The organism is Psychroflexus sp. MBR-150, assembly GCF_053628795.1.
The window spans coordinates 120,004-144,782 of record NZ_JBRJHB010000001.1; the positions used below are offsets into that span (position 1 = coordinate 120,004).

28 protein-coding genes and 1 tRNA gene are annotated in these 24,779 nt (G+C 34.6%); 7 read left to right on the top strand and 22 right to left on the bottom strand.

All coding sequences use genetic code 11. The annotated features are described in order from the left end of the window. Positions 1-31 precede the first annotated feature (31 nt). A complete protein-coding gene (locus tag ACSSV5_RS00520; RefSeq protein WP_454244347.1) occupies positions 32-1,153 on the bottom strand; it encodes a DNA polymerase III subunit in 1,122 nt (373 codons plus the stop codon). Positions 1,154-1,234: 81 nt separating this feature from the next. On the opposite strand from ACSSV5_RS00520, the gene ACSSV5_RS00525 reads away from it, so the two are divergent. Then, a tRNA-Gln gene (locus ACSSV5_RS00525) sits at positions 1,235-1,307 on the top strand. 170 nt (positions 1,308-1,477) lie between these two features. Here the strand turns inward: ACSSV5_RS00525 and ACSSV5_RS00530 are convergent. The 5 genes from ACSSV5_RS00530 to ACSSV5_RS00550 all read right to left on the bottom strand — a co-directional run bounded on the left by ACSSV5_RS00530 (position 1,478) and on the right by ACSSV5_RS00550 (position 4,671). Next, complete coding sequence (locus ACSSV5_RS00530) at positions 1,478-1,696, bottom strand: hypothetical protein (RefSeq protein WP_211065105.1); 219 nt, start codon at positions 1,694-1,696, stop codon at positions 1,478-1,480. Then, positions 1,641-1,877: a hypothetical protein gene (locus ACSSV5_RS00535; RefSeq protein ID WP_454244348.1), complete on the bottom strand. Its 237-nt coding sequence runs from the start codon at positions 1,875-1,877 to the stop codon at positions 1,641-1,643. The genes ACSSV5_RS00530 and ACSSV5_RS00535 overlap by 56 nt, the downstream gene beginning before the upstream one ends. A gap of 122 nt (positions 1,878-1,999) precedes the next feature. After that, positions 2,000-2,455 (bottom strand): DUF6705 family protein, encoded by a 456-nt coding sequence (locus ACSSV5_RS00540; RefSeq protein ID WP_454244349.1) that lies wholly within the window; start codon positions 2,453-2,455, stop codon positions 2,000-2,002. Between the two features lie 132 nt (positions 2,456-2,587). Beyond that, on the bottom strand, positions 2,588-3,118 hold the full coding sequence (locus ACSSV5_RS00545) for a DUF6705 family protein (protein ID WP_454244350.1): 531 nt from the start codon (positions 3,116-3,118) through the stop codon (positions 2,588-2,590). A gap of 11 nt (positions 3,119-3,129) precedes the next feature. After that, complete coding sequence (locus tag ACSSV5_RS00550) at positions 3,130-4,671, bottom strand: hypothetical protein (protein ID WP_454244351.1); 1,542 nt, start codon at positions 4,669-4,671, stop codon at positions 3,130-3,132. 341 nt (positions 4,672-5,012) lie between these two features. Here ACSSV5_RS00550 and ACSSV5_RS00555 point away from each other — a divergent pair, with 341 nt between their 5' ends. Both ACSSV5_RS00555 and ACSSV5_RS00560 read left to right on the top strand, forming a co-directional pair. Continuing rightward, positions 5,013-6,152 (top strand): ATP-binding protein, encoded by a 1,140-nt coding sequence (locus ACSSV5_RS00555; protein WP_211066907.1) that lies wholly within the window; start codon positions 5,013-5,015, stop codon positions 6,150-6,152. Positions 6,153-6,154: 2 nt separating this feature from the next. Further along, positions 6,155-6,883, top strand: coding sequence for a metallophosphoesterase family protein (locus ACSSV5_RS00560; protein WP_454244352.1), 729 nt, complete (start codon positions 6,155-6,157; stop codon positions 6,881-6,883). Between the two features lie 15 nt (positions 6,884-6,898). On the opposite strand, the gene ACSSV5_RS00565 is transcribed toward ACSSV5_RS00560, so the two are convergent. From ACSSV5_RS00565 to ACSSV5_RS00580, 4 genes are read right to left on the bottom strand one after another with little or no spacing between them, the layout of a single operon-like run. Continuing rightward, positions 6,899-9,358 carry a TonB-dependent receptor gene (locus ACSSV5_RS00565; protein WP_454244353.1) on the bottom strand — a complete coding sequence of 820 codons (2,460 nt, stop codon included), beginning with the start codon at positions 9,356-9,358 and terminating at the stop codon, positions 6,899-6,901. Between the two features lie 10 nt (positions 9,359-9,368). Further along, positions 9,369-11,060, bottom strand: a complete 1,692-nt coding sequence (locus tag ACSSV5_RS00570; RefSeq protein ID WP_454244354.1) for a M23 family metallopeptidase — start codon at positions 11,058-11,060, stop codon at positions 9,369-9,371. A 47-nt stretch (positions 11,061-11,107) separates the two neighbouring features. Then, positions 11,108-11,953, bottom strand: coding sequence for a peptide chain release factor N(5)-glutamine methyltransferase (gene prmC, locus ACSSV5_RS00575; RefSeq protein WP_454244355.1), 846 nt, complete (start codon positions 11,951-11,953; stop codon positions 11,108-11,110). A 2-nt stretch (positions 11,954-11,955) separates the two neighbouring features. After that, entirely contained in the window at positions 11,956-12,441 is a 486-nt protein-coding gene (locus ACSSV5_RS00580; RefSeq protein ID WP_454244356.1) for a GNAT family N-acetyltransferase, read from the bottom strand. A gap of 23 nt (positions 12,442-12,464) precedes the next feature. Between ACSSV5_RS00580 and ribD the strand changes: the two genes are divergently transcribed. Further along, entirely contained in the window at positions 12,465-13,514 is a 1,050-nt protein-coding gene (ribD, locus tag ACSSV5_RS00585) for a bifunctional diaminohydroxyphosphoribosylaminopyrimidine deaminase/5-amino-6-(5-phosphoribosylamino)uracil reductase RibD (RefSeq protein WP_454244357.1), read from the top strand. Positions 13,515-13,648: 134 nt separating this feature from the next. On the opposite strand, the gene ACSSV5_RS00590 is transcribed toward ribD, so the two are convergent. Both ACSSV5_RS00590 and ACSSV5_RS00595 read right to left on the bottom strand, forming a co-directional pair. After that, positions 13,649-13,849: a hypothetical protein gene (locus tag ACSSV5_RS00590; protein WP_211065116.1), complete on the bottom strand. Its 201-nt coding sequence runs from the start codon at positions 13,847-13,849 to the stop codon at positions 13,649-13,651. A 27-nt stretch (positions 13,850-13,876) separates the two neighbouring features. After that, positions 13,877-14,182: a Sec-independent protein translocase subunit TatA/TatB gene (locus tag ACSSV5_RS00595; protein WP_454244358.1), complete on the bottom strand. Its 306-nt coding sequence runs from the start codon at positions 14,180-14,182 to the stop codon at positions 13,877-13,879. Positions 14,183-14,352: 170 nt separating this feature from the next. Here ACSSV5_RS00595 and hflX point away from each other — a divergent pair, with 170 nt between their 5' ends. Both hflX and ACSSV5_RS00605 read left to right on the top strand, forming a co-directional pair. Further along, complete coding sequence (hflX, locus tag ACSSV5_RS00600) at positions 14,353-15,573, top strand: GTPase HflX (protein ID WP_211065118.1); 1,221 nt, start codon at positions 14,353-14,355, stop codon at positions 15,571-15,573. 281 nt (positions 15,574-15,854) lie between these two features. Further along, positions 15,855-16,010 carry a hypothetical protein gene (locus ACSSV5_RS00605; protein ID WP_211065119.1) on the top strand — a complete coding sequence of 52 codons (156 nt, stop codon included), beginning with the start codon at positions 15,855-15,857 and terminating at the stop codon, positions 16,008-16,010. 96 nt (positions 16,011-16,106) lie between these two features. Here the strand turns inward: ACSSV5_RS00605 and ACSSV5_RS00610 are convergent, their stop codons facing one another. Beyond that, positions 16,107-16,436, bottom strand: coding sequence for a hypothetical protein (locus ACSSV5_RS00610; RefSeq protein ID WP_454244359.1), 330 nt, complete (start codon positions 16,434-16,436; stop codon positions 16,107-16,109). Then, a complete protein-coding gene (locus ACSSV5_RS00615; protein ID WP_211065121.1) occupies positions 16,426-16,671 on the bottom strand; it encodes a hypothetical protein in 246 nt (81 codons plus the stop codon). Before ACSSV5_RS00615 ends, ACSSV5_RS00610 begins: the two co-directional genes overlap by 11 nt. Before the next feature lie 122 nt (positions 16,672-16,793). On the opposite strand from ACSSV5_RS00615, the gene ACSSV5_RS00620 reads away from it, so the two are divergent. Beyond that, entirely contained in the window at positions 16,794-17,387 is a 594-nt protein-coding gene (locus tag ACSSV5_RS00620; RefSeq protein ID WP_211065122.1) for a DUF4251 domain-containing protein, read from the top strand. Positions 17,388-17,562: 175 nt separating this feature from the next. On the opposite strand, the gene ACSSV5_RS00625 is transcribed toward ACSSV5_RS00620, so the two are convergent. The 8 genes from ACSSV5_RS00625 to ACSSV5_RS00660 form a co-directional block, all read right to left on the bottom strand. Then, positions 17,563-19,407: an ABC-F family ATP-binding cassette domain-containing protein gene (locus ACSSV5_RS00625; RefSeq protein WP_454244360.1), complete on the bottom strand. Its 1,845-nt coding sequence runs from the start codon at positions 19,405-19,407 to the stop codon at positions 17,563-17,565. Positions 19,408-19,409: 2 nt separating this feature from the next. Then, complete coding sequence (locus ACSSV5_RS00630; RefSeq protein ID WP_211065124.1) at positions 19,410-20,021, bottom strand: lipoprotein signal peptidase; 612 nt, start codon at positions 20,019-20,021, stop codon at positions 19,410-19,412. Positions 20,022-20,153: 132 nt separating this feature from the next. Next, positions 20,154-20,690 carry a hypothetical protein gene (locus ACSSV5_RS00635; RefSeq protein WP_454244361.1) on the bottom strand — a complete coding sequence of 179 codons (537 nt, stop codon included), beginning with the start codon at positions 20,688-20,690 and terminating at the stop codon, positions 20,154-20,156. A gap of 162 nt (positions 20,691-20,852) precedes the next feature. Next, positions 20,853-21,866: an NAD(P)-dependent oxidoreductase gene (locus ACSSV5_RS00640; protein WP_454244362.1), complete on the bottom strand. Its 1,014-nt coding sequence runs from the start codon at positions 21,864-21,866 to the stop codon at positions 20,853-20,855. Between the two features lie 3 nt (positions 21,867-21,869). After that, complete coding sequence (locus ACSSV5_RS00645; protein WP_454244363.1) at positions 21,870-22,655, bottom strand: SDR family oxidoreductase; 786 nt, start codon at positions 22,653-22,655, stop codon at positions 21,870-21,872. A 6-nt stretch (positions 22,656-22,661) separates the two neighbouring features. Then, on the bottom strand, positions 22,662-23,423 hold the full coding sequence (locus tag ACSSV5_RS00650) for an SDR family oxidoreductase (protein WP_454244364.1): 762 nt from the start codon (positions 23,421-23,423) through the stop codon (positions 22,662-22,664). A 3-nt stretch (positions 23,424-23,426) separates the two neighbouring features. Further along, the gene (locus ACSSV5_RS00655; protein WP_454244365.1) at positions 23,427-23,675 is read right to left on the bottom strand and encodes a cupin domain-containing protein; all 249 of its coding nucleotides are present in this window, start codon (positions 23,673-23,675) and stop codon (positions 23,427-23,429) included. Positions 23,676-23,825: 150 nt separating this feature from the next. Further along, positions 23,826-24,776, bottom strand: a complete 951-nt coding sequence (locus ACSSV5_RS00660) for a SphA family protein (RefSeq protein WP_454244366.1) — start codon at positions 24,774-24,776, stop codon at positions 23,826-23,828. Between the last annotated feature and the right edge of the window lie 3 nt (positions 24,777-24,779).

The following is a 24,779-nucleotide window of genomic DNA, read 5'->3' on the forward strand; positions in this document are numbered from 1 at the left end:
ATCATTAAGCCCGAGTTTTTGCTTGGGTTTTTTATGCTTTCATGTGAATAAACCGCGATAATTTTATAGACGTATCTGTGATAACCATTTTAGAATTGACGTTTCTATCAATATGAAAAATAGCTTCTTGTATAGTGGTATAAATGTGTTCGATATTGTTACCGTGAATAAAAGGGGCAAATTTATCTAACGAAAATTTAGTCTGAGTTTTTAAATAAACCAAGTCGTTTGCTTGATAATTTTGAAGTAAAGCTTGTCTAAAAAAATGCAAGCAATATTTTAAAAATCGAATTTGTTTATCGCGCGTATTTTCGCTAATAGTTTGACTCCATTCTACCAATTTCATCACAACTTGTTTATTCTTTTTTGCCTGAAAGGCCAATCGAACCCAATCGATAAACCATTGTTCAAACTCGAGTTCTTCTTGATTATTTTGAGCTAAATTATAGGCTATTGAAAAATTGCCATCAGCTTGTTGAGCCACAAAATCGGCTTGAGATGAGTCGAGAGATAAGCGATTAACCAATGCTTCTCGAATAGCCTCTTGACTTAATCGTGGAAAATATAAACGTTGACACCTCGATTTTATAGTATCTAAAAGAAGTTCTTCTTTATCTGTTGTTAAAATCAAAAACGTCTTTTCTGGTGGTTCTTCAATGAGTTTTAATAGTTTGTTAGCGGCTTGAGTATTAAGCTTGTCCGCACACCAAATGACCATAACTTTAGCCACTCCAGAATGTGGTTTTAAAGCGAGTTCATTTGCAATACGATCAGCCTCGTGAACTGACATCAAGCCTTTTTTCTTTTCAATACCTATTTCAGCATACCAAGTTTTCAAATCCATATACGGATTAGATTTTGCTAAATTCAACCAAGGTTTAATAAAGTCAGAAGTTGTAGGTTTACTTGGCTTTCCTTTATTATTATTAACAGGCACTGCAATATGAAAATCAGGATGTTGTAAAACCGATGAATAAGTTTGTCTGGACGGATCAGAATTTAAAATTAAGTTAGCACAAGCCAAAGCCATAGGCAAAGTGCCATAACCCGTTTCGCCAACATAGAGTTGAGCGTGTGGCATTCTGTTGTTAGAATAACAGGCCTTAAGGTGTTTTTTCAGGTGATCTTGTCCGATGATATCATCAAATGTCATAACACGCAAAATTAAGATAAATAAAATTGGCAGTAAAGATTTGCGTAAACAAAAGAATGTTTTAAATTTGCAAATCCATTTTGGCCTATGGTGTAACTGGCAACACATCTGGTTTTGGTCCAGAAGAGTCTAGGTTCGAGCCCTAGTAGGCCAACAAAAATCAACCTGAATTGCTAAGGTAGTTCAGGTTTTTTTTATGGAGTTTAAAGCATAATATGGCGAGAAGTTTATCCCGAGCGTAGCCGAGGGAAGCCCTAGTAGGCCAACAAAAATTATGTTTTTTTAAAAAACACTATCTGCTAGTATTGTAGAGGGACTTTAATTTTAATCAAATGCTTCACTGAAAAAATAAGATTTTGAACTTCTATCATTTTTATTTCCAAACTTTATAACTATTTCAAATTTAGGGTATTTCAATTCGTTTATTGTTATAATTTCAGGATTTAAAACACCTTCTATTTTAAATAATTTACTCCACGAATAATAATCACCGTCTGGTTTTACAGAAATAAAAAGGCTTTGTAAAATGTAAAATGCCGTCATAGCCATCAAAATAATTTTCTGGCGTTGCTTTGGCGTCATCTACGGTATAAACATTTACAAACATTGCTCTTGAAAAAAGACTATGGTTTTTTACGTTGACTTGTGAGATATTTGAAAAATAATAATTCAAATCAGTATTATCAGCCATTTCTATCAAATCACCTTGAGCTTTACAATTCAAAATTTGAATCGTAAAACACACAAACATAAGTATTTTTAAAACGTTTTTGTTCATGACTTAAAAATAATACTTTTTTTAAAAAACACCCTCTACTTGGGGTTGTAGAGGGTGGTTGATTTATGTTAGTCGGATACCTTAGTTAAAATAATATCCGTAGGTACATTAAAATCTGGCGAAACAGAACTAAAAGTAAGATGCCGCCCTTCACTTTCCTGAACTGTCCATCGGGCAGTAACTGTATTTGTAAGTTGATTATTAGAAATAATTTCAATTTTGACTTGACCTGTTTTTATTCTATCGTACAAATTTGGGTTTATCGTATTGTCAACAAAGTAACCAGAAAGGTAAGTTGGCGTGACCTCAACATTAATCGAGCTAGGAACCCATCCTTTATTATCGCCAGGAATTTTTCCTTTTTCAGAGGCATATATATAGTTTTGTATAATGCCATTATCATCTATTACAAATTTCTCAAAATGACCTTGAATAAAGTTATCTACAATATCACTTTCCCATAATATTACTCTAAAAACTTCATTGTTTTCTTGATATTCCCAAGTTCCAGTAAACAAATCCATAGGAGTTAGTGGGAGTAAAGAGCATTTGAAATTATTAAACTGGTACTGAATATTAAAATTTTTGAGTTTAGGTTCATTAACTTTTTTTTAAACCACCCTCTACTTGGGGTTGTAGAGGGTGGTTGATTTATGTTAGTCGGATACCTTAGTTAAAATAATATCCGTAGGTACATTAAAATCTGGCGAAACAGAACTAAAAGTAAGATGATCACCAACCCTTACTTTAACAGTCCATCGGGCAGTAACGGTATTGGTAAGCTGATTATTGGATAAAATTTCAATTTTCACTTCACCCGTTTTTATTCTATCGTACAAATTAGGGTTAATCGTATTGTCTTTAAAAATACCTTTTATAAAATCTGTTGAAACACCCGCATAAATAGCAAAGGGAATCCATCCTTTACTGTCGCCTGGTATTTTTCCTTTTTCTGAGGCATATATATAGTTTTGTATAATGCCATTATCATCTACGACAAACTTTTCAAAATGACCTACAATTACATCGGGAGCTTCATTGTATTCCCATAATATTACTCTAAAAACTTCATTGTTTTCTTGATATTCCCAAGTTCCTGTAAACAAATCCATAGGAGTTGTTTGGGAGTGCATACCTACTGTAAGTAAAAGACTTATGTTTAATAATATATGTTTTATGGTTTTCATGGTTTTGTTTTTTAGTTGTTACAATTTGTTCTTTTAAGGTTATCGCTTTGAGAATTATCAAAATTTACTTTAGTGAATGTATCAAAATTTTCATTTGTTTCAAATAGTGTAATGCCTAAATCGCCTCTACTCATAAAAAGCGAAAATCGTTGTAAAATTAATTCTGAATTTGTTTCGCTCGATTTTATTAAAGGATCATCACCAGTGAAATATATTTTTGTGAGATCAAAATAATTTTTTGCAGATTCCCTGTATTTATCTTTTTCATCGCTACTAGCTGTGTTTATATCAAAGTCTTTTTCATTAATTAGATAATAAAAAAAGTCTCTAAATTTTGATTTACTGTGTATAGTAAAAGCATAATGCTTAACTTCATTTCCTTTCTTTGTTATTAAAAAAGAAACAAAATTATTAATATCGATATTGTTCTCTTTGTCTATAAGTGCAATTGCTTCTAAATCTGCTAAGGAAAATATAGAATAGGTACCTTCTGTATCATTAGGGTGCGTATGTGCTAAGGCAACATAATTATTTTGAGGGTTTTTATCAATCTCTACAGATGCCTGATTATCATCACCCTCTCTTTCATCTAAAGTACTATTATTTTTATATTTAGCTATAGATTTTTCAAATTCAATATCTAAATTTTCATTAAAATTATCAGGATTAGCTAGTTCTAACAATTTATCTTTAAAATCTTCATTTTCTTCATCTGATAAAAAATCAAAAATTTTATCACATTCTTTTATGGTTCCTAAAGTATCGTCTAAAGGCACTAAAGGTGTATTATTTTCCTCAGTATCTTCATTATCATTATTTGTTGAAGAACCACCTCCAATTGGTGGTGTTGGAGGGTCAGTTTGAGTACCGTCGGGTGGCTTGTAACCACCCATGCAATCCACCACTACCCATTCTGAAATACATTGGGTTGAAGGACCGTTAGGTTCTTCGTAATCACATGCACTACTCTGTTCAGCTCCGGAGTGTTGACCAGAAGCACAATCAAAATCAACACATGTTGTAACATAATCTACAACTTCTATAAACTCTGGCATACAGCTGGTTTTAGTGTCTACTAGATTATCACCATCTACAATTTCAATACTACTCAAATCTGCATTATAACTTAAATTAGGGTCATTTATACTTACACCATATTTAATTATGAAACTATAGTAAGTGCTGTCTGCAAAATAGCTAACTACATAGTTTTCGATAGAATCTTGGGCAATTGCATTAGATCTACTCACTTTAAATGTATAACTTTCAAAGTAGTCTGAACTTATTTTTTGAACTGTAGAAGTGTCAATATAAATATCATACTCTTGATTATATAGTGCAGTAGATTTTGACTTAATGTTATTTTTAAAAGGTTTTAAAATCTTTTTTTGCTGTGACTTTGATACTAATTTTTTAAAGGTATTTTTATCTCCTTTAAGTGTAATTATGTTCTGAAAATTAGGTGCTTCTTTATAGAAATCATCCTCACAACTTATCACAAAAACTAACCCTAAACAAAAAATAAGGGCTTTTATTAATTTATAAAATTTCATAATTGGGTTTAATTTTTAGGTTTTTAATTAAGTTTTTAAGTTTTCGATGTCATCAACTTTATAACCTAAGTAAACCCAAAAATCCAATCAGAATTTAGCCAATGCCTTGTGCTGAACAAAGCCGAAAGCCAACTGCCAACTGCCAACTGCCAACTGTGTAATAATCTTTCATAAAACCAAATTTACAAAAAATATGTTAATTTATGTTATGATAGTGTTAAAATATAAAAGAAATCAAAACAATATGCCTGTATCCGATAAAAACTTTTACAATCATATAAAAAACAAAAGTATGTTTTTATAATTCAAAACCCTTAAATTTGAACAATTGGGATGAGAATATGATTAACAAACGACTTTTGATTAAAAACCTGTTGGCGCATAATGATGAAAATAGTTTTTATGATAAAAAACTCAAACTCGATTTTAGCAATCGTGAAGGCAAAGCTAAGTTTTTAAAACACGTTTGTGCCATGAGTAATTCCAACCCCAAAAACAACTCTTATCTTGTTATTGGCGTAAAAGACGATGATAACAGTATTGTTGGTGTAGATTTTTTTGACGACTCTAAAATTCAAAATCTGATTAATGCTTACTTGGATAATCCACCACTGGTAAATTATGAAAATATTCCTTTCCCACATTTGCCTGCTGACAAAGTTGTAGGCTTGGTAAGCATTAGACCGCGTAACGACGACAGCATTTGTGCCTTGAGACGCAATATTTGGAAATATTATGGTGGTTCAGTTTTTATGCGCGAAGGAAGCATCAGCAAACCCAAAGTTTTTGATATCGAAATTAAAGACATCAATTCTGAAATGGTCAAAGCTATTGAAAACCACTCTCAGAACAATATCAAAATGACTTTAGACAGTGTATTTGAATTTATGCAAAACAGCAAAGATTTCAATCCAACTTATAAAGTGTTTAAAGAATATTTTGTGTTGTGTTGGGCTGGAAAAACACAAAAAGTCAACAACAAAACCTACTACTCAAGAGTCAATATAGAGTTGATTAACGAGCAAGTCAAGTTGTTTTATTCCGACCAAGATGAAGTTGAAATTGAAATCAGTGAAAACGAGTTTAAGATTTTAGAATACATTCATCTCGGTTTACAAGGCGAGTATTATTATTATCCTTTAGAAAAAACTTCTATTCGCTTTAAAGACAATATGAGTTACGATATTGAAAGCGAATTGGTGTTTCAACCGCCAAAGTTTGATCAAAAAACCTTGCACCATTATATGAATTCCAACGATCATTTATTAAAAAAGTTAAATAAAAATCAGGGTCTGAACAAACAAGAAACCATCGAACTTCGATATTTGCCATCCGTTTATTTGATAGGTTATTTAAATGGTTTTGAAAATAGCATTGAAAAATTAGAATCGGCTAAATCCTTTTTAAAAGCTAAAAGTCGTAAAGCTTATAGAAAATACAAAGAAGCCATGCGGGTTTTAAGAAAAATAAAATACAATTAATTATGGCTAGAACATTAGTTATAGGAGACATTCACGGAGCTTTAAAAGCTTTAAAAGAAATTCTCGAAAAGGCAAAAGTTACAAAAGATGACAAACTCATTTTTCTAGGCGATTATGTTGACGGTTGGAGCGATAGTGCTAAGACTTTAGATTTTTTGATTTCGCTTCAACAAACTCATAATTGTATTATGCTTAAAGGCAATCACGATGAACTCCTACTCGATTGGCTCATCCATCAAACCGAAAACGAAAAGTGGTTAATGCACGGTGGCAAAAGCACTTTAGAAGCCTATAAAAATTTGGATGAAACCCATAAAAAAATTCATCAGAAATTCATCAAAAATTTGTCCACTTACCACGTTGATAACCAAAATCGTTTATTTGTTCATGCAGGTTTTGCCAATATGCACGGTCCAGATTATGAGTATTATGACAATACGGTATATTGGGACAGAACACTTTGGGAAACGGCTGTAGCAACTGATAGAAATTTGAGCAAAAATGATGTGAAATATCCTAAACGCTTCAAACTCTTTAAAGAAATTTATATCGGTCACACGCCAGTAAATCGATATGGGCAACTCACGCCAATGCAAGCTCAAAATGTAATAAATGTTGATACTGCTGCGGCTTTTAAAGGACCTCTAACTATTTTAGATATAGAAACTAAAAACTATTGGCAAAGCACACCAGTTTACAAATTGTATCCTGATGAAAATGGTAGAAATTAAAGTTATTTCAAACGATTAAAATCGCCCTCTAATCCTTAAATTAAAAACCCGTGGACTTAAAAAATCGGGAATAGCAAACTGATTTTTGCTTTCAGCATCTCTCACAAAAGTGTTGGTAATGGAATTTAAGCGGTCAAAAAGATTAAAAATTTCAAAACCAACCTCTAAGTGCTTAAAAGGATTTAGCCAATGCCCTTTTTTTAAAACATCGCCTTCTTCTTTTAAAGTGTAGAAAAATCCAGCATCAACTCGTGTATAATCGGGCAAACGGTTTTGAAAATCAAAAGGATCTTCAAATTGCGGTTGACCACCTGGCAAACCCGTGTTATAAACCAAATTCAAATACAGCTTCATTTTCGGGATGTTGGGAATATAGTCTTGAAACAAAGCTGCGAATTTTAAACGTTGATCGGTAGGTCGAGCGATGTAACCGCGTTCGTCAAATTTTTCTTCAGTCTTTAAATATCCAAAGCTGAACCAGCTTTCTGTGCCAGGTACAAATTCGCCATTCAGTCGCATATCAAGCCCATAAGCATAGGCTTCAGCATTGTTGTTGGCTTGATAGCGTATTCTTACGTTTTCTACCGTAAATCGGTTGACATCTGTAAGGCTTTTGTAATAGACTTCAGACACAAGCTTAAACGGTCTGTCCCAAAGTTTAAAACTATAATCGTGTCCTGCAACAATATGAAACGATTCTTGGGCTTTGACCTTTTCGTTTACACTTCCATCAGGACGACGCAACTCCCGATAAAACGGCGGTTGATGATACAATCCTGCTGCTACTCTAAAAATCATGTCTTTATCCCAATCGGGTTTTATGGCAAATTGGGCACGTGGACTGACTACCGTTTGGGTGTTATTTTCAATATCATCACCGCTCACATTCCACGTATGAGAGCGAATTCCCACATTATACCAAGCTTTGGCATTGCCTATTTCACTTTGATAGCTCCATTGCAAATAATTGGTAAACCGATTGATTTGCATATCATTGAACGACCGAATTCTAATAAACGGTTCTATCGGTTCGTCAAAAGGAGCGTATGGCTGGTCATTGGCAAAATCTGGCAAAGGTGGTCTGACATTAAAACCAGCCGAGTCCACAACTTCAAACTCTTGAAGTCTGTCTCTAATGTCTTCGTGTGTGAATTTTATGCCGTACTTGATTAAATGTTCATCTATTTTGATATCGCCTTGGTGATCAAAGTTAAAAATTAGAGCATCCAAATCATTTCTGGCGTGTTTAAATTGGCTTCCAGCACCTTGGCTAAATTCTACATCGCCAAAGTTTTCATCACCAATACTTGAATTTACAGAGCCTAATCGGTATTGAGCTAAAATATCAAAGTGTTCTTGCTCTTGGGTGTGATAGGTTGAGGCAATAAATTTTGCCGTATAATTTTCTGACACATCATAAGTGGCTTTTAAAGCACCGAAGTAAGTTTCGTATTTATCATCTTCTTGACCTTCGTAAAACACCAACAAAGCTCTTGGGTCTTGAAGTGTTCCAAAATTAGTTTGTCGTGTAAAAGGTTCAAATTCATAATTATTGATAGAGATATTGCCTAGAAATCCTAATTCAAATTTATCGTTAAATTTATAGGTGATATAGCTTTGCACATCAAAAAAACGCGGTTTAAAATTGGCTTCGGTATCTTTGGCATTGACAAAAAGCGAATTGTCTCGATATCTTATGCCTGTAATAGCAGACAGTTTTTTGTCTTTAGAAATGCCACCAACCATAGCCGAACCGCCGAGAAAACTACCATCAAAACTCGCCATAAAATCAACTGGTCTTTCGTAAGTGATGTCTAAAACCGATGACATTTTATCGCCATATTGAGCTTTAAAACCTCCAGCAGAAAATTTGATATTTCGCACCATATCAGGATTGACAAAACTCAAACCTTCTTGTTGACCACTTCTAATCAAGAATGGACGATATACCTGAATATCATTGACATAAACTAAGTTTTCATCAAAATTACCACCACGAACGTTGTATTGGGTGCTCAACTCATTGTTTGAACTCACGCCTGGCAAAGATGTTAGTAAATTTTCAACGCCAGGATTGGCACCAGGAATACGTCTTACCGTTGCTGGCTCAAGCGTGACGATACCTTCAACTCGTGTTTGCTTATCGCTGGTTATATTAACTTCACCTATTTGTTCTACATTGGTTTTTAAAACAAAATTCAATTCTCTACTTTGGTTCACGCCTAACTCAATTGTAGCGGTTATGGTTTTAAAACCTGTATAACTTATCACCACTTTTACTTTTTGATTAGCAGGAATTCTTAGCTCGTAAAATCCGTTTTCATTTGATGTCGTTCCCGAGCTTTGCGAAGTGATATTTGCAAAAGGCAATGGGTTTTGGTTTTCGTCAAAAATTATACCTTTGATAGAAGCGGTTTGTGTATATCCACAGGTAAGCAAAAAGCTGACTAAAAGAAAATAGACGTATTTGTTCAAAAAATAGATTTTAATTTTTTCTAAAAAACTTGGATTCAAATATAGTAGTATTTCCCACTTTATCTGTAACTACCAACTTAAAATTATTTTCGGTTTCGTTGACCACGCCATCATTAAAATCGTGCACAAGTGTATTGGTTTTGTAATCGTATTCCATCAAAATAAACTTACCATTCACCGTTGCTCTGTAGCTATCAATCCCCGTCAAATCATCTTCTATTTTTAATTTGAGATAGCGAAACCTCGACAACCATTGTTTATTACGAAAATTGAGCGGTTTTATTGTAGGTGGCGTGGTATCTTTTGTTAGAATATATTCTCCAAATTCTTTAACACCAGCCGTAAAGCGGTTTTTTTTCTTGGTGGTATTCACATAATAAATTTTCCCCCAAGGCATTTTTTTTCCTATAAATAAATGTTGTTTATCTTCATCCGTATATTGAGAAACATCAAAACCAATCGTTATACCTTTATGAACAGGTGTTCTGTAATCGTGTAGTTTTACGCTTTCGCCTTCAACTTCTAAATCCAAATAAGTATCATTATACAAAGCGTGTTTTGGAATATAAATATCTACTAATCCTTTGTCGTAAGCAAAAGCGTAGTCGTGTTTGACAAAATAATTGGTTTTAGCAATACTATCTTTTATGTTTTCATTTAAAGGTTCGTAGCTTATCGGTATATGAATTTGAGTGGTATTGCCTTTAAAATCTTTAATTTTAATATCGTATTTATAATTTAAAGTATCTTCAATTCTTAAAATACCGTTATTGACAGGATTACCATTAATTTCTAAACGTTGATAATCGTAACTTCTCAACTTGTGGATTTTGCGTTTGTATTCTTTATAATAACCATAATCAATGAGTCTATTGATATATCGGGATTCACTGAAAGCAAACCGGTTGAAAGTTGACGTAAAAAAAGGTAACCCATTGAGTTTGACATCAACTTCATAATATCCATTTCTGTTAAAAGCATAATCTAATTGGTCATAGGCTTCTATGCCAAAATAAATATCGCCAGCAGCTTTAATTTCAGGTAATTTGAAATTCCCGTTTTGGTCTCTTATAGGTTTTAGTTTTATGCGACCACGTTTAAAATTAATATGGGCATCCTTAGAGGCGGTAAAGGCATAAATATTTTTCAATTTCGGTGGCTTTGTGTCTTTAACTTCCTCAAAACCAAAAAGAAAAGGATTCATTGGTCTAGATTGGCTGTCTCTGATTTCAAAGTGCAAATGCGGACCACCACTTGAGCCAGTATTGCCACTATAAGCAATCACTTCTTGAGCTTTTACGGGTAATTTATCAGGCGAAGGAAAAAGCTGAACTTCGTAGCTTTCTTTATCGTATTGGTAAGCTTTGACATATTTTTCAATATTTGGAGCAAATTTATTTAAATGTGCGTAAACCGTTTGATAACCATTGGGATGTGTAATATAAATTGCCTTGCCATAACCAAATCTCTGTATCTTGATTCGGCTGATATAACCTTCTGCACTGGCTTTGACTTCCAATCCAATGTGCCCTTGTGTTTTAATATCTAAACCAGCGTGAAAATGGTTAGACCGCAACTCACCAAAGGTACCTGATAAAACTAAAGGAATATCTATAGGTTTTTGAAAATAATCTTGTGGCAACTCATTTTGAGCCCAAAATATTTGAGTAAATAAAATCAACAGCCCAAAATAAATTTTCATACCTCTTCTTTTAAAATAAAATTAAAACAATTTCTAAGATTTCAAAGCTAATCAATCAAAAGCTTTAGCATACGCTCATTGCCTCTAAAATCTTTTCGAAACTCGATTTTATTAATGTCGTAAGACTGTATCAATTTTTTCAAATCCTTTTTTAAATATTGATTGATTTCAAAATAAATCGTTTTGCATTTTGAAGAATTTATAGCTAACTCAATGATTTTTCTATAAAACACTAAAGCATCATTATTTTTGACAAACAAGGCTTGATGCGGTTCAAATTTTAAGACATTATCGCACATCTGTTCTTTTTCAAGAACTCTGACATAAGGTGGATTTGAAACCATAATATCAACATCCTCTGGAAGTGAGTCAAGCTTTAAAATGTCTTGTTGTACAAAGTTGATTTTTACCTCATTTTGTTTTGCGTTTTCTGAAGCCATTTGAAGAGCAGTTTCTGAAATATCAAAGGCTGAAATTTCACATTTTGGCAATTCTTTTTTTAAAGCAATGGCAATGCAGCCACTTCCTGTGCCAATATCTAATAAGTGTTTTTTCGGTTGATGTTTTAAATCAGAAACTATCCAGTTAACTAAATCTTCAGTTTCAGGTCGTGGAATCAAAACATTAGGATTAACCTGAAAGTGCATTCCGTAAAATTCAGTATGTCCTAAGATATATTGAATCGGTTCATTTTGTTGTAAACGATTCATTTGACTTTTAATCGTTTTTAAATCCTTTTCATTGATTTCAAAATCAGGATTTAAACTCACATCAATACGTTTGAGTTGTAAAACATCTTCAACTATCCAATAAAAAAACGTGTCGATTTCAGATTTAGGATAAATTTCTGAAAGGGTTTTATGGAACTTTTTTTGGGTTTCTTTTAGATTCATATTTACAATTCTTTCAACATCCAAACCGTACAAGCGTGATGACCGGTTTGTCCCAATCTGTAATCAATATACTCAAACCCATTTCTAAGATAACGTTTTTGTGCAGCTTTCATACTCGGCAAAGTTTCTATATAACAAGATTTATAGCCTTGATTTTTTGCAAATCTCAAACACTGTTCTATCATTTGCTGTCCAAGTCCTCTACCACGGGCTTTGGGATGAAAATACATTTTTTGTAGTTCGCAGATACTGTCATCATCATCCAAAGCCTGAATGCCAGCACCGCCAATGATTTCATCATTTTCAGTCAAAATATAGTAAACCGCACGTTCGTCTTTGTAAGTTTCATACAAATCATCAAGTGCTTTGTCTTCATAAGCCGTGCCCGTTTTTGGAGCGTTTTGCTCGATGAGAACATAACGAATCATTTCTGCAGTGGCTTGATTATCTTTTTTTTGAATCGGTCTAATTGCAATGCGTTGACTCATACGAAAAACCTTATTTTTGCGATGTGAATATACACGAAAAATATATGAAACGCTGTTTAGATTTGGCCAAAAATGGATTAGGTCAAACCTATCCAAACCCAATGGTGGGCTGCGTAATTGTGCATAAAGACAAAATCATTGCCGAAGGTTGGCATCAACGTGCAGGTCAAGCCCATGCCGAAGTTAATGCTATCAACCAAATTAAATACCAAAGCCTTATAAAGCACGCCACCTTATACGTTAGTTTAGAGCCTTGCAGTCACTACGGTAAAACGCCGCCTTGTGCAGATTTAATCATAGACAAAGGCTTTAAAAAAATAGTAATCGGCAGTATTGATCCCTTTGCAAAAGTGAAAGGCAAGGGCATTCAAAAATTAATGGCTAAGGGTTGCGAAGTGATTTTGGGCGTTTTGGAAGATGAATGTTTAGACCTTAACAAACGCTTTATCACGTTTCACACACACACACGCCCTTATATTATTCTCAAGTGGGCCGAGTCTCAAGATGGGTTTTTAAGTCCATTTGAATATGGTAAAGACCAACATCAAGATCCTGTTTGGCTGACCAATTCGTATTCCAAACAACGTGTTCACCAGTGGCGTAGCCAAGAGCAAGCTATTTTAGTCGGTACGCATACTGCTTTAATGGACAACCCAGCCTTGACCACAAGACTGTGGAAAGGTCAAAACCCAATGAGAATCGTCATTGATAAAAATTTAAAAATTCCTAAAACTTCCAAAATATTTTCTAACGAAGCTCAAACATTAGTGTTTACAAGTCGTCAAGAATCAGACTTTAAGACCACAACATTTTGTCAGATAGATTTTAAACAACCGATATTACCTCAACTCTTAAACGAACTTCACAAAAGAAACATCCAGTCTCTGCTCGTAGAAGGCGGACGAGTTACGCTACAGGAATTTATAAACGCCGATTTATGGGACGAAGCTCGTGTTTTCAAAAGTCCAAAACAACTCAAACTCGGCACAAAATCACCGATTTTTAAAGGTCAACTGATCAAATCTGAACGAATAGTTGAAGATGAATTGAAATTTTTCAAGCCTATAAAATAAAAAATAGTTGTTTTGCCAGTTTCACTCTATCTTATCAATCTTAACCCAATTTTGTCAACCTAGACCAAAACTTGTCAACCTAGACCAAAACTTGTCAATCTGAACCCAAACTTGTCAATCTGAACCCAAACTTGTCAATCTGAACTTGTTTCAGATTCTATAGCTTTAACGCAATGGTTTTTGAGTTTGTCGTCTTTAATTTTATAATCAATTATTTGACCTCTAAAATCCCTTAAAATTAAATGAATGCTATCGGTGGTTTTGATAGGGTTTGTTTGTAAAAAAGCTAAATTATTTTGAGAATTGATACAGCACATGGGCTCGCTAAAAGGCATAAAACTAAGGGTAAAAGTCTCAAGGTCTTAAAATTGTCTTTTGATTGGTCCAATTTTTTCTTCAATATCTTCTTTTAAAGATTGTCCTTCTTTTTCAAGAGATTTGGCTTGCTGTTTGACTTCATTTTTTAAGTCAACTCCCGTATCTTTGACTTTATAAGATTCTTTTGTAATTTCATATTTTATATCATCAGTAGCCTCGCGTATTGATTTTATGGTTTTGCCCAAAGTTCTTGCAATTTCAGGAACTTTGTCAGCACCAAATATCAACAACACAATAAAAAAAACCACGGCAATCTCACTACCGCTAATAAAAAATACTATATTTATCATAGCACAAATATAGAAAATTTTACAAGTTCAAACCCTATAAATCAAAACTCTATCAACAATAAATCTTAAAAAATTAGTTATTAATAACATATTTAAAAAGATATTCAGCAAATTGAATAACAAAACCATAATCAGCGATAAATCTTTACCTTTGCAACAGATTATAATCTATGCTTGAACCCAAAAAAACCGAATACGAAACAGCAGTTCTTATTGGTATCATCAACCAATACCAAGACGAAGACAAGTCAGACGAATATCTCGACGAACTCGAGTTTTTAACCTACACCGCAGGTGGCGAAGTCCTTAAACGCTTTCAGCAAAAGTTAGACAAACCTAATCCCAAAACCTTTATCGGTTCTGGAAAAATGGAAGAAGTCCGCGAATTTGTCAATGCCAACAACATTGGAGCCGCTATTTTTGACGACGAGCTTTCACCTGCTCAACAAAAAAACATCGAGAAAATACTCAAATGCAAAGTCGTTGACCGAACTTATCTCATCCTTGATATCTTCGCACAACGTGCCCAAACCAGCTATGCCAGAACACAAGTTGAACTGGCTCAATATGAATATTTGTTGCCAAGATTATCAGGTCTGTGGACACACCTTGAACGCCAACGCGGTGGTATCGGTATGCGTGGTCCTGGAGAAACCGAAATCGAAACCGACCGCCGTATCGTAAGAGACAAAATATCTTTACTCAAGAAAAAGCTCAAAACCATCGACAAACAAATGGCCGTTCAACGTGGCAATCGTGGTAGCCTTGTCCGTGTAGCACTTGTAGGTTACACCAACGTAGGCAAATCTACCTTGATGAATATCATCAGCAAAAGCGATATCTTTGCCGAAAACAAACTCTTTGCCACGCTCGACACCACGGTAAGAAAAGTCGTTATCCGCAACCTGCCTTTTTTGTTGTCAGACACTGTGGGTTTCATTCGCAAACTGCCAACTCAACTTGTAGAATCGTTCAAATCCACGCTTGACGAAGTGCGTGAAGCCGATTTATTGCTTCATGTGGTTGACATTTCGCACCCACAATTTCAAGACCACATCGAGTCTGTCAACCAAACACTTAGCGAAATTGACGCCAAGGACAAACCTTGCCTTATGGTTTTCAACAAAATAGACCAATACCAAGCCGAAAGCTTCGACGAAGATGACCTCATCAACGAAAAAACCGAAAAACACTTTAGCCTTAAAGATTGGAAAAATACTTGGATGAACAAAGTTGGCGACGATGCCATTTTCATCTCAGCCATCAAAAAACAAAACATTACATCCTTTAGACGAAAGGTATATAAAAAAGTGCGTTCCATTCACGTAACGCGATTTCCCTACAACAATTTTCTCTATCCCGAACTTAAAGATTTAGAAAACGAATCCTAGAATAAGGAGCAGAAACCTGATTTCCGCTATATTTTTTGGGTTGAGCTCAAGCATCTGTTTGGCTTGGCAGGATTACCGCTTGTGGCGACACTCTGTTTAGTCAACATCTGCTAAGGCTCAGCCCAAAAAGATGCCACTCCAATCAGGGCTATTCACCCAATCGGTGTTTTAAAACCCTAACAACAAACCAATTCATAATTTGTTTTCAACACAAAACTGACCTTTGTCATTTTAAACCAAAAACCTTATTCATAATTTTGACTACTTTTAAAACCAAACCTATGCAATATCTTATCCCTTTTGTAGATTGGACTAGTGGTGCTATTTTGATGACTGTTGTTTTTGGACTTGTTATCATCGGTCTAGTTGGTTTTGTGATTTATTTCATAAATTCTTCAGCAAAAAAAGAACGCGAAAAAAAGAATGCAAAGGATTAATTGAAGTTTCTTCTTTTAAATAATCAACTCCAAATACGCAGTTTGAGTGACCAAGGGTTTTTATCGTGCCTTTTGTATTTTTTTATTATAAAATTATTACGACTTAAATTTTGAAAGTAGATTTTTAAGGGCTTTAGGGTTTTTGCTATTATTCCAAAACAACAGTAAATCAATCTGCTTTTTGTCTTTTCTATAAACATAAAATAAGCTCGTTTGTTTTGAAATCATTAATTTATAAATCCCTGTTTTTACTGATAATCTTCCTTGTAAAACGTTATTTGACAATAATAAAAGTTGATGTTCAACCATATGCATAAACTTTTCAACTTCCTTAAGGTTCCATTTGTATTTTATGAAGTCTAATTCGTTTACGTATGATTGCTTAGCGATACTTGTCCAAAATATAGAATACCTGTCATTTGACATTATACTTTGCTCTTATTTCCTTTACAACTTCACTGTGAGGTGACGTCTGATGATCATCTGATTGTTTTTTACTTATTAAAAGTAAATTTTGAATGTCATCAGGAAGATTATCAAAAAAATCACTCGGCTTATGGTTCCTATAACTTTCATATATTTCATCTATTAGAATCAAAAAATCTTCATCAACTTCAGAAATTGACTTTTGCCATTTAGCTCTTAATTTTGTGTTATCCATAACTCATCATTTTCTATTTCAAATATAAAGAATTTTAAAATAAGTATCTTATAAGTACTAAAGCCTTATCACTCTGTTAATAAGACTGATATTTTTAAAAATTAATGTTATTTTTAAAAATTATGAATAGAATTATAACACATAAAGCACTGAATTTACTTTATTTGATAAGCATTTTGAGCTTGTTTTGGAGTTGTAAAACCAATCAAATTGCCAAAGCAGAAGCTAAGGCTAATGATTTAAAGATTTTGGATTCATTATATGCTAAAAAAGATTATCATATAAAAATAAATGTGGCTTATCCTTTTGCTTCAGTAGCAACCACAAAAGTAGCTAATGAATTGTTGAGAAACACAGGCAATTCTGCTAACAGAATAGATGTTAGTGGCGATGGCAATTTTATAAAAATACAAAACGATACCGTTTCAGGCTATTTGCCTTTTTTTGGAGAAAGTCGAACAAGTTCTGGCTCTTATGGCGGAACAGATCTCGCTATTCAATTTGAAGAACCTCTTAAGGATTTAAAAAAACAAATCAATACGGAAAAGCCTAAATTGAAATTAGAGTTTACAACAGAACAAAAAAGAAATAATAACGAAAAATATGACGTGTCAATAGATATTTACCCCAACAAAAATGTAAGGGTCAACATCAGACCTGTTCATAAAACTGTTATGCAGTATGATGGGCGATTGGATGAGTTTAGTAAAGATTAGTCTTTTTTTGAACGGTGTTTAAATGCAGGATGGTTATTTTACCGCAAGGGTCGCTATGATTTCGCAATGTTCGCAAGGGGTTTTTTGATTTGCAATTCAAGACTTACCAAAGGAATATGATTCCTTGAATTTTTTCATTCTCCAATGGTTTTAAACCTATTGAAGTGCATAAAATCTAGTCTGTCAACTCAAACCACCTCTCCGTTTTTTTATCAATATCTGTTTCTATCTCTTGAAGCTTAATGCTATTTTCTTTAATATCTTCTGCCGATAAGTCTTCTAGAAAAGCTTGTTGTAGTTTTTCTTTTTCCTTTTCTAAATTTTTGATTTGGGTTTCCAATTGTTTGAGTTCTTTTTGCTCGAGATAACTGAGTTTGTTTTCGGGTTTTTCTTTTTCTTGAGGTTTTGAAGTTGTTGGTTTGGGTTCGAGTTTCTCAGCTGGCTTTTGGGCTTCATATTGTCTATAATCTGAATAATTGCCAGGAAAATCTCTGATGTTTCCATTTTCAAATACAAACAAATGATCAACGATTTTATCCATAAAATAACGGTCGTGAGAGACAACAATCAAGCAGCCTGGAAAATCCATCAAAAAATTCTCAAGCACATTAATCGTCACCACATCCAAATCGTTGGTGGGTTCATCGAGAATTAAAAAATTAGGATTTTGTATTAAAACCGTACATAAATATAAGCGTTTCAATTCGCCACCACTCAATTTTTCAACATAGTCGTATTGCTTTTTACGGTCAAACAAAAAGCGTTCTAATAATTGCGAAGCTGATATTTTTCGACCTTTAGCCAACGGAATATATTCGCCAAAATCTTTGATGACTTCAATGAGTTTTTTGCCGGGTTTCACCTCTAAACCACCTTGACGGTAATAACCAAACTTTAAAGTTTCGCCTAAAACTACTTTGCCAGTATCGGGTTTAAGGTTTTCAGTTAAGATATTAAGGAATGTAGATTTTCCGCTTCCGTTTTTACCGATGATTCCAACGCGTTCGCCACGTTTAAAATTATAATCAAAATTTTCAAACAAAGTATTGTTGTCAAAAGATTTAGACACATTATGAAATTCAACAATCTTGGTACCGAGGCGTTCCATATTGATTTCAAGCTCTATTTCGTGGTCTTTTCGGCGTTGTTGAGCCCGTTTTTTAATGTCTTCAAAATCATCTATACGCGATTTTGATTTGCTGGTTCGGGCTTTGGGTTGACGACGCATCCAGCCCAGTTCTTTTTTGAAAAGCTGTTTGGCTTTTTCAGTTGAGGTTTCTTGCTGTTGTAGTCGTTCTTCTCGCTTTTCAAGATAATAGCTGTAATTGCCTTTATAAGTATAAAGTTCGCCTTGGTCGAGCTCCATAATTTGGTTGCACACCCGTTCTAAAAAATACCTATCGTGAGTCACCATAAAAAAACTCATTTTGGCTTGAGTAAAATAACCTTCAAGCCATTCAATCATATCAAGGTCTAAATGGTTTGTCGGTTCGTCAAGAATAAGTAAGTCAGGCGAATCTAATAACAAAATAGCTAAAGCCAGTCGCTTTTTCTGTCCGCCAGAAAGGCTTTTTACAGGTTTTTGTAAATCTTGTAGTTTTAATTTAGAAAGCACTTGCTGGTATTGACTTTCAAAATCCCAAGCTTGATGAGCTTCCATAGCTTCAAAAGCCTTTTGATAGGCATCTGCATCACTGGGATTTTGAAGTGCTTTTTCGTATTGACTAATGACCTTGAGCATTTCGTTGTCTGATGCTAAAATGCTTTGTTCTACATTTAGATTGGGGTTGAGGTCAGGTTCTTGAGATAAGAAACCGATTTTTATGTCATTTCTAAAATTGATTTCGCCTCGATCGGGTACATCTTTTTGGGCTAAAATTTTGAGCAAACTGGTCTTTCCACTACCATTTTGAGCTACTAAACCAATTTTTTGACCGTGGTTAATGCCAAAAGATAAATCTTCAAAAAGCCTTAGCGTGCCATAAGATTTGGCGATGTGTTCAACAGAAATGAGGTTCATAGTTAAGAGGTCTTATCTTTTTTTGGGAAAGCTTTTTTGTGAAATACCAACAGAATTCCAAAACCTGTGCTTATAGCCGTATCAGCAATATTGAAAACAGGTTCAAAAAACACAAAGCGTTCGCCACCCCAAATGGGAATCCAGCTCGGTAAAATATCATCGTAAATTGGAAAATAAAGCATGTCAACAACTTTGCCCTTGAGTATAGGAGCGTAACCACCACCTTCTGGAAACATAGTAGCTACTTGATCTAAACTGTCACTAAAAATAGTCCCATAAAACACAGAATCGATAATATTGCCCATCGCACCAGCAAATATCAAGCTGATGGCAATTAACAAGATTTTTGGTGCTTTTTTTCGAGTCGAATCCCATAACCACCAACCAATGCCAACAATAGCAAATAGGCGAAATACAGTGAGTATGATTTTGCCATAATCACCCGGAATTTTTGCTCCCCAAGCCATACCTTCATTTTCTATAAAAAGAATCTGAAACCAGGAAAACACTTCAACGCTTTCATACAGTTTGAAATGGGTTTTGATATAAATTTTAGAAATCTGGTCTATAATTAAAATCACGATTATAAACCAGATTGATTTTTTTAAGTTCATCTATATAAAAGATTTGAAAGGCAAAAATAGGGTTTTTATTCCATTTGCCTAACAATGATATTGCCGTTTACGCTCTTGAGGTTGATTTGATTTTTTTTTTGAATAAAACGAATCAATTTTTATCATTCCATTTTACGAAAACGCCTTGATATCAGCTCTTTTGGTGTTTATTTTTATATTCCCGTTAAACGTATTGATATCTGCATGACCAACAAAAGCTTTGAGGTTACAATGTCCAGATTTTGTATTGAGTTGAAAATATTCAAATTCACCCTGACCTTCAACTGAAGCTAAATCTGACTCTATGATAAGTTGAGACTGTTGAGGAAGATCAAATGTAACGCTTACGGAAAAACTCTGCATTGAAGTCATTTTATTATCGCCAAATTCTAAAGCTTTAGGATAAATACTTTTTATAATCAAACTGTCATTTTGAATGCGATAGTCAAAATACAACTCGGTTTTATAAGTGCTTTCTGCTGATGAATTGAATTTAAAATAAGCTGATTTATGCGTCTTGATTTCAATTTTTGAAACTTGATTGGCTTGAAACCACACGACTTTGATGTCATTGTTGTTGATTTCAAAAGCGGTTTTGAATTGCGGATAAGCTTTTTGAATGCTTAAAAATACTAATAGTAAAAACAAAAAGATTTGTTTAAAAATCATTTATGTAATTTAGATTGTAATTAAATACTTAGTACCAGGTCAGAAACTGGTATATCTGGAATTTAAAAATTGATCTTATCTATTGAAATCCTCAATTATACGGGCGTATTAGTCCGCTGAGACTTATATGAAGTCTTTAAAATTTAGAAGATAATAACCGATTCATGGTTTTCTATAAAAAGTTTTATGGTTGGACAGATCCAGGATTTTTTCCGCTTTTCCTGTGGTGATATACTTTTTCACATTCCTTATTCCCATCTTACTTGAATGCAACAGCACTCCTTCAACCATTGCTGAATTGTGCGGAGATCCCAGGACGTTTGGTAATTCTAAAAACGGAAAATTCAATTCAAATTTATTTACAAAAAAAGGTTCTATCCACCAGGCATCTATAGCCGCCTTGAAAGTAGGGGTCGCTTTAAGCTTTTGGAATAAAGGTTCTTCCTCAATGATTTGTCCCCGAGCCAGATTGACCAGGATAGCGTTATCTTTCATTTTACTGAGTTCTGCGTGGCCAATAAGATTATTAGTCTTTTCTGTTAGCGGGATTGTAATGACCACAAAATCTGAATTAGAGAGCAGGAAATCCAATTCATCCAGTGTTCCAACCCAGTCGGTTTTTTCTTTACTCTTACCACTGGTATTTATGGCGAATATTTTACAATCAAAAGCAGACTTCATTATTTGTCCAATACGCTTTCCAATACCTCCAAAACCAATTATTCCACAAACTTTTTGATCAATCAACATTGATTTACTCTCAAATTGATTGAATTCTCCATGTTTCATTTCTTCATGCCTTAGTCTTAGATTTTTGGCCAATGATAAAATCATACCCACTCCATGCTCTGCCATTGGCTTTGCATAGGCACCCATATTACCAGCTACAATGGTGTCCTGAGGAAACCTGCTAAAATCCAGATGGTCATAACCAGCCGAAAGGAGTTGGATAAACCGAATTCCTTTAAAGGCTCGATCCTCCACTTCGGGTAGTTCAACGGTGGGATTTCGAGCAATTAAAATGTCCGAGTCTTTGAGTTTTTTATTCTGAATTTCTGCTGATAAGCCATTAAGAAAATGAACTTCTGCTATTCCATCAAGTTCCTTTTTATAGTATTCAAACTCCTCATCACTTACTTTATTGCTGACTGAAATAATATGCCTTGAGTTTTTCATATCCTAAATTGGGAATTTAGACTCTCCACCATCAACAGTCCATATTGATCCAGTGACAAAAGAAGCTGCCGGAGAAAGCAAAAAAGTTGCTACTCTACCAATCTCTTCCGGTGCTGCAAAACGACCTAAAGGAATGTTTGCCGCCATTTGTTTTTCTGTCTCTTCTATGTTTTGACTTTTTTCATTTGCCACCATCTCTACGTATTTAGCCACAACTTCGGTATTGGTATATCCCGGGGCAATACCATTTACCCGAATACCCTTAGGCGCCAATTCTTCTGAAAAAGTTTTGACCATACCAGCCACAGCTAGTCGTAGATTGGAAGCCAGTGTGTAATCTACGGACGGTTGCCGTATATAACTTGAAGTATTGAGCACAATACTCCCTTTATCACTAAGAATTTTCAAGGCATGGTAACAGAGATGCCTCACAGATGCTATAATGGTCGTGTAACCATTTTCCCAATCTTCGGAAGAAAGGGAAGATAGATTTCCCGCAGAAGGGGCTCCTGAATTTGTGAAAAGCAAATCCAATTTTCCTTGTTGTTCATGTATTATATCAAAAGCTTTAATTATGTCGCTTTCGTTAGTAACATCGCATACTAAAGGAATGACTTTGTTTCCAGTTTGCCCTTGAATATTTTTTGTTTTTTCTTGAATACTTTCTTTTGTGCGTGCACATGCATAAACTATTGCTCCTTCCATGGATAGCTCTTCAGCTACAGCTGCTCCCATACCCTGGCTGGCTCCAGCCACAAAGGCTATTTTATTCTTAAGTTGTAAATCCATTTTATATTAATTGGCTGTTATTAATCCTCCATCTACATGTATATTCTGTCCCGTTATGTACTGGTTTTCTTCCGATAGTAGATAAGCAATCAACCCAGCCACATCTTCTGGTTTTCCAAACATTTTCAACGGAATTTCTTTGATTGTTCTTTGATCGACCTCTTCTTTGCTGATGTTCTCTTGATCTGCGTAACGCTGATTAAAATCCAGGATTCGTTGAGTAGCGATGTAACCTGGAGCTACTGTATTGATTAATATCCCGTCACTGCCTAATTCCATAGCTACGGTCTTTAATGCGTTAACCAAGGCTGCCCTCAAACTATTAGATAAGACAATCCCAGCACGTGGGCTTTTAACCGTAAAAGAACTTATTGCTGCCACCCTACATTTCTGCTGTTTCTGCATGATGGGTGTCAATTCGCGCAAAAGCCTAAGCGGCCCATGCAACATGATTTTGGTATAAGTTTCCCATTCTGCATGTGATACTTCTAAAAAAGACTTAACAGGAGGTCCTCCATGGTTGAGGAGCAGAGCATCTATCTGACCTCTTTCTTCTACCTTAGCTATTAAAGCTGTGATTGTGGCATCATCGCCCAAACTTCCATCCACTCCCTCTACTATTGTGCCATATTCCTTGAGTTTTTTCACCGCATTAGATGTATTCCTGCTGTTAATGATCAATTCATATCCTTTTTTTGCCATCATTTGTGCAGTGGCATATCCGATGCCTTTAGAAGCTCCTGTAAGTAATGCAATTTTTCTTTCCATCATTTAAACATCTTTTAATTTTTGGATAAAATCTTCTCTCACAGGGGTGAAGATGTCAAGAAGAATAGTGTCTTCTGCAGCTTCTAATTCGTGCTCTTCATTAGAAGGGAAGTGTACAATTCCGCCTTGAGATAAAATAAATTCTTCTCCTTTCATTCTTACTTTCACCCGACCTTTGACCACATAAGTCATTTGTTCATGAGGATGAGAATGTTTGGCAGCTATACTTCCTTTTGGTAGTTCTGCCTTCACTGTCATTAGCTTATCCCCGGCAAAAGGAAAAAGCTTTAACTTCTCCACCTGGAGATGGGGAAGTTCATTCATTTGTACATATTTACTTTTATTCATAAAATCATATTATTTTTAAAAAATTGAATATAACTAATTTTTAAATCCAAAGGTCTATTTAGGCCAAATTTTTGTGAATGTGAAATTCACAAAAGGTGCCTGAGACCATCTGTTTTCAGTTGTCACATCAAATGCTACTGTTAATCGAAACATAAAAGTTTTATATTGTTTAAAAAATGCTGGACCGACGGCAAATGCCATTTCTTTTGAATCTGGTATTGAGTTTCCCCCTATTTCATGGTCTGACAATTGCTGTAAAAAATAGCCTGCTACCCCGACTCTAAATTCTTTCCCCAAATTGTAAGAGGCCGCATAATTCACATAAAAAGCTTGACCTGGTTTGGTTTCTTCAACGCCAAGACCAACAAATGGATCTTTGTTCTTTGAATTCCACATATAGCGGAACCGCATTGAAGTTTCCCATGTATTGCTTTCGTCCCAATATATTGTAAAGGCATAATATGGCATAATGCTCCATACATTAGATCCCACATTCACTAAGTTTTCTTCATCATAAGTCCCCGTGGGCAGGATGGCATTCAATAAAAAACGGTGAAAGAATGTTTTGCCGAATAATTTTTTATTTGGCCATTGAATACCTGCTCCTATAATAATATCGCCAAGTCCAAATTCGCTTTCATCTAAAGCAGGAGGCACCTCAATTCCTACATTAACCAGGGGAATTAAGATTTCAGCCACTGGAAAACCATTCAGCATTGGCTTCTTTGAGACTATAGCCAAATGATTGATAAAAAGAAAATTGTTCAAACTATTGTCCCCAGGAATTTCATCACCATTTGCATCGGTCAGCTTAGTTGAATTTTGGCTACCCAGGAAAGCCTCGTAAAGGATTCCTGGACCAGCAACTCCGTCATTAATACTTGTTAACCCTACATCATTTGGAGGTAAATTCACTTGCGCTTGAAGAAAGAGAGGCAGGCAAGAAAACAGAATTAACAATAATGACTTTCGTATTTCTCGAAGAATTTTACTTAAACGTTTCATTGC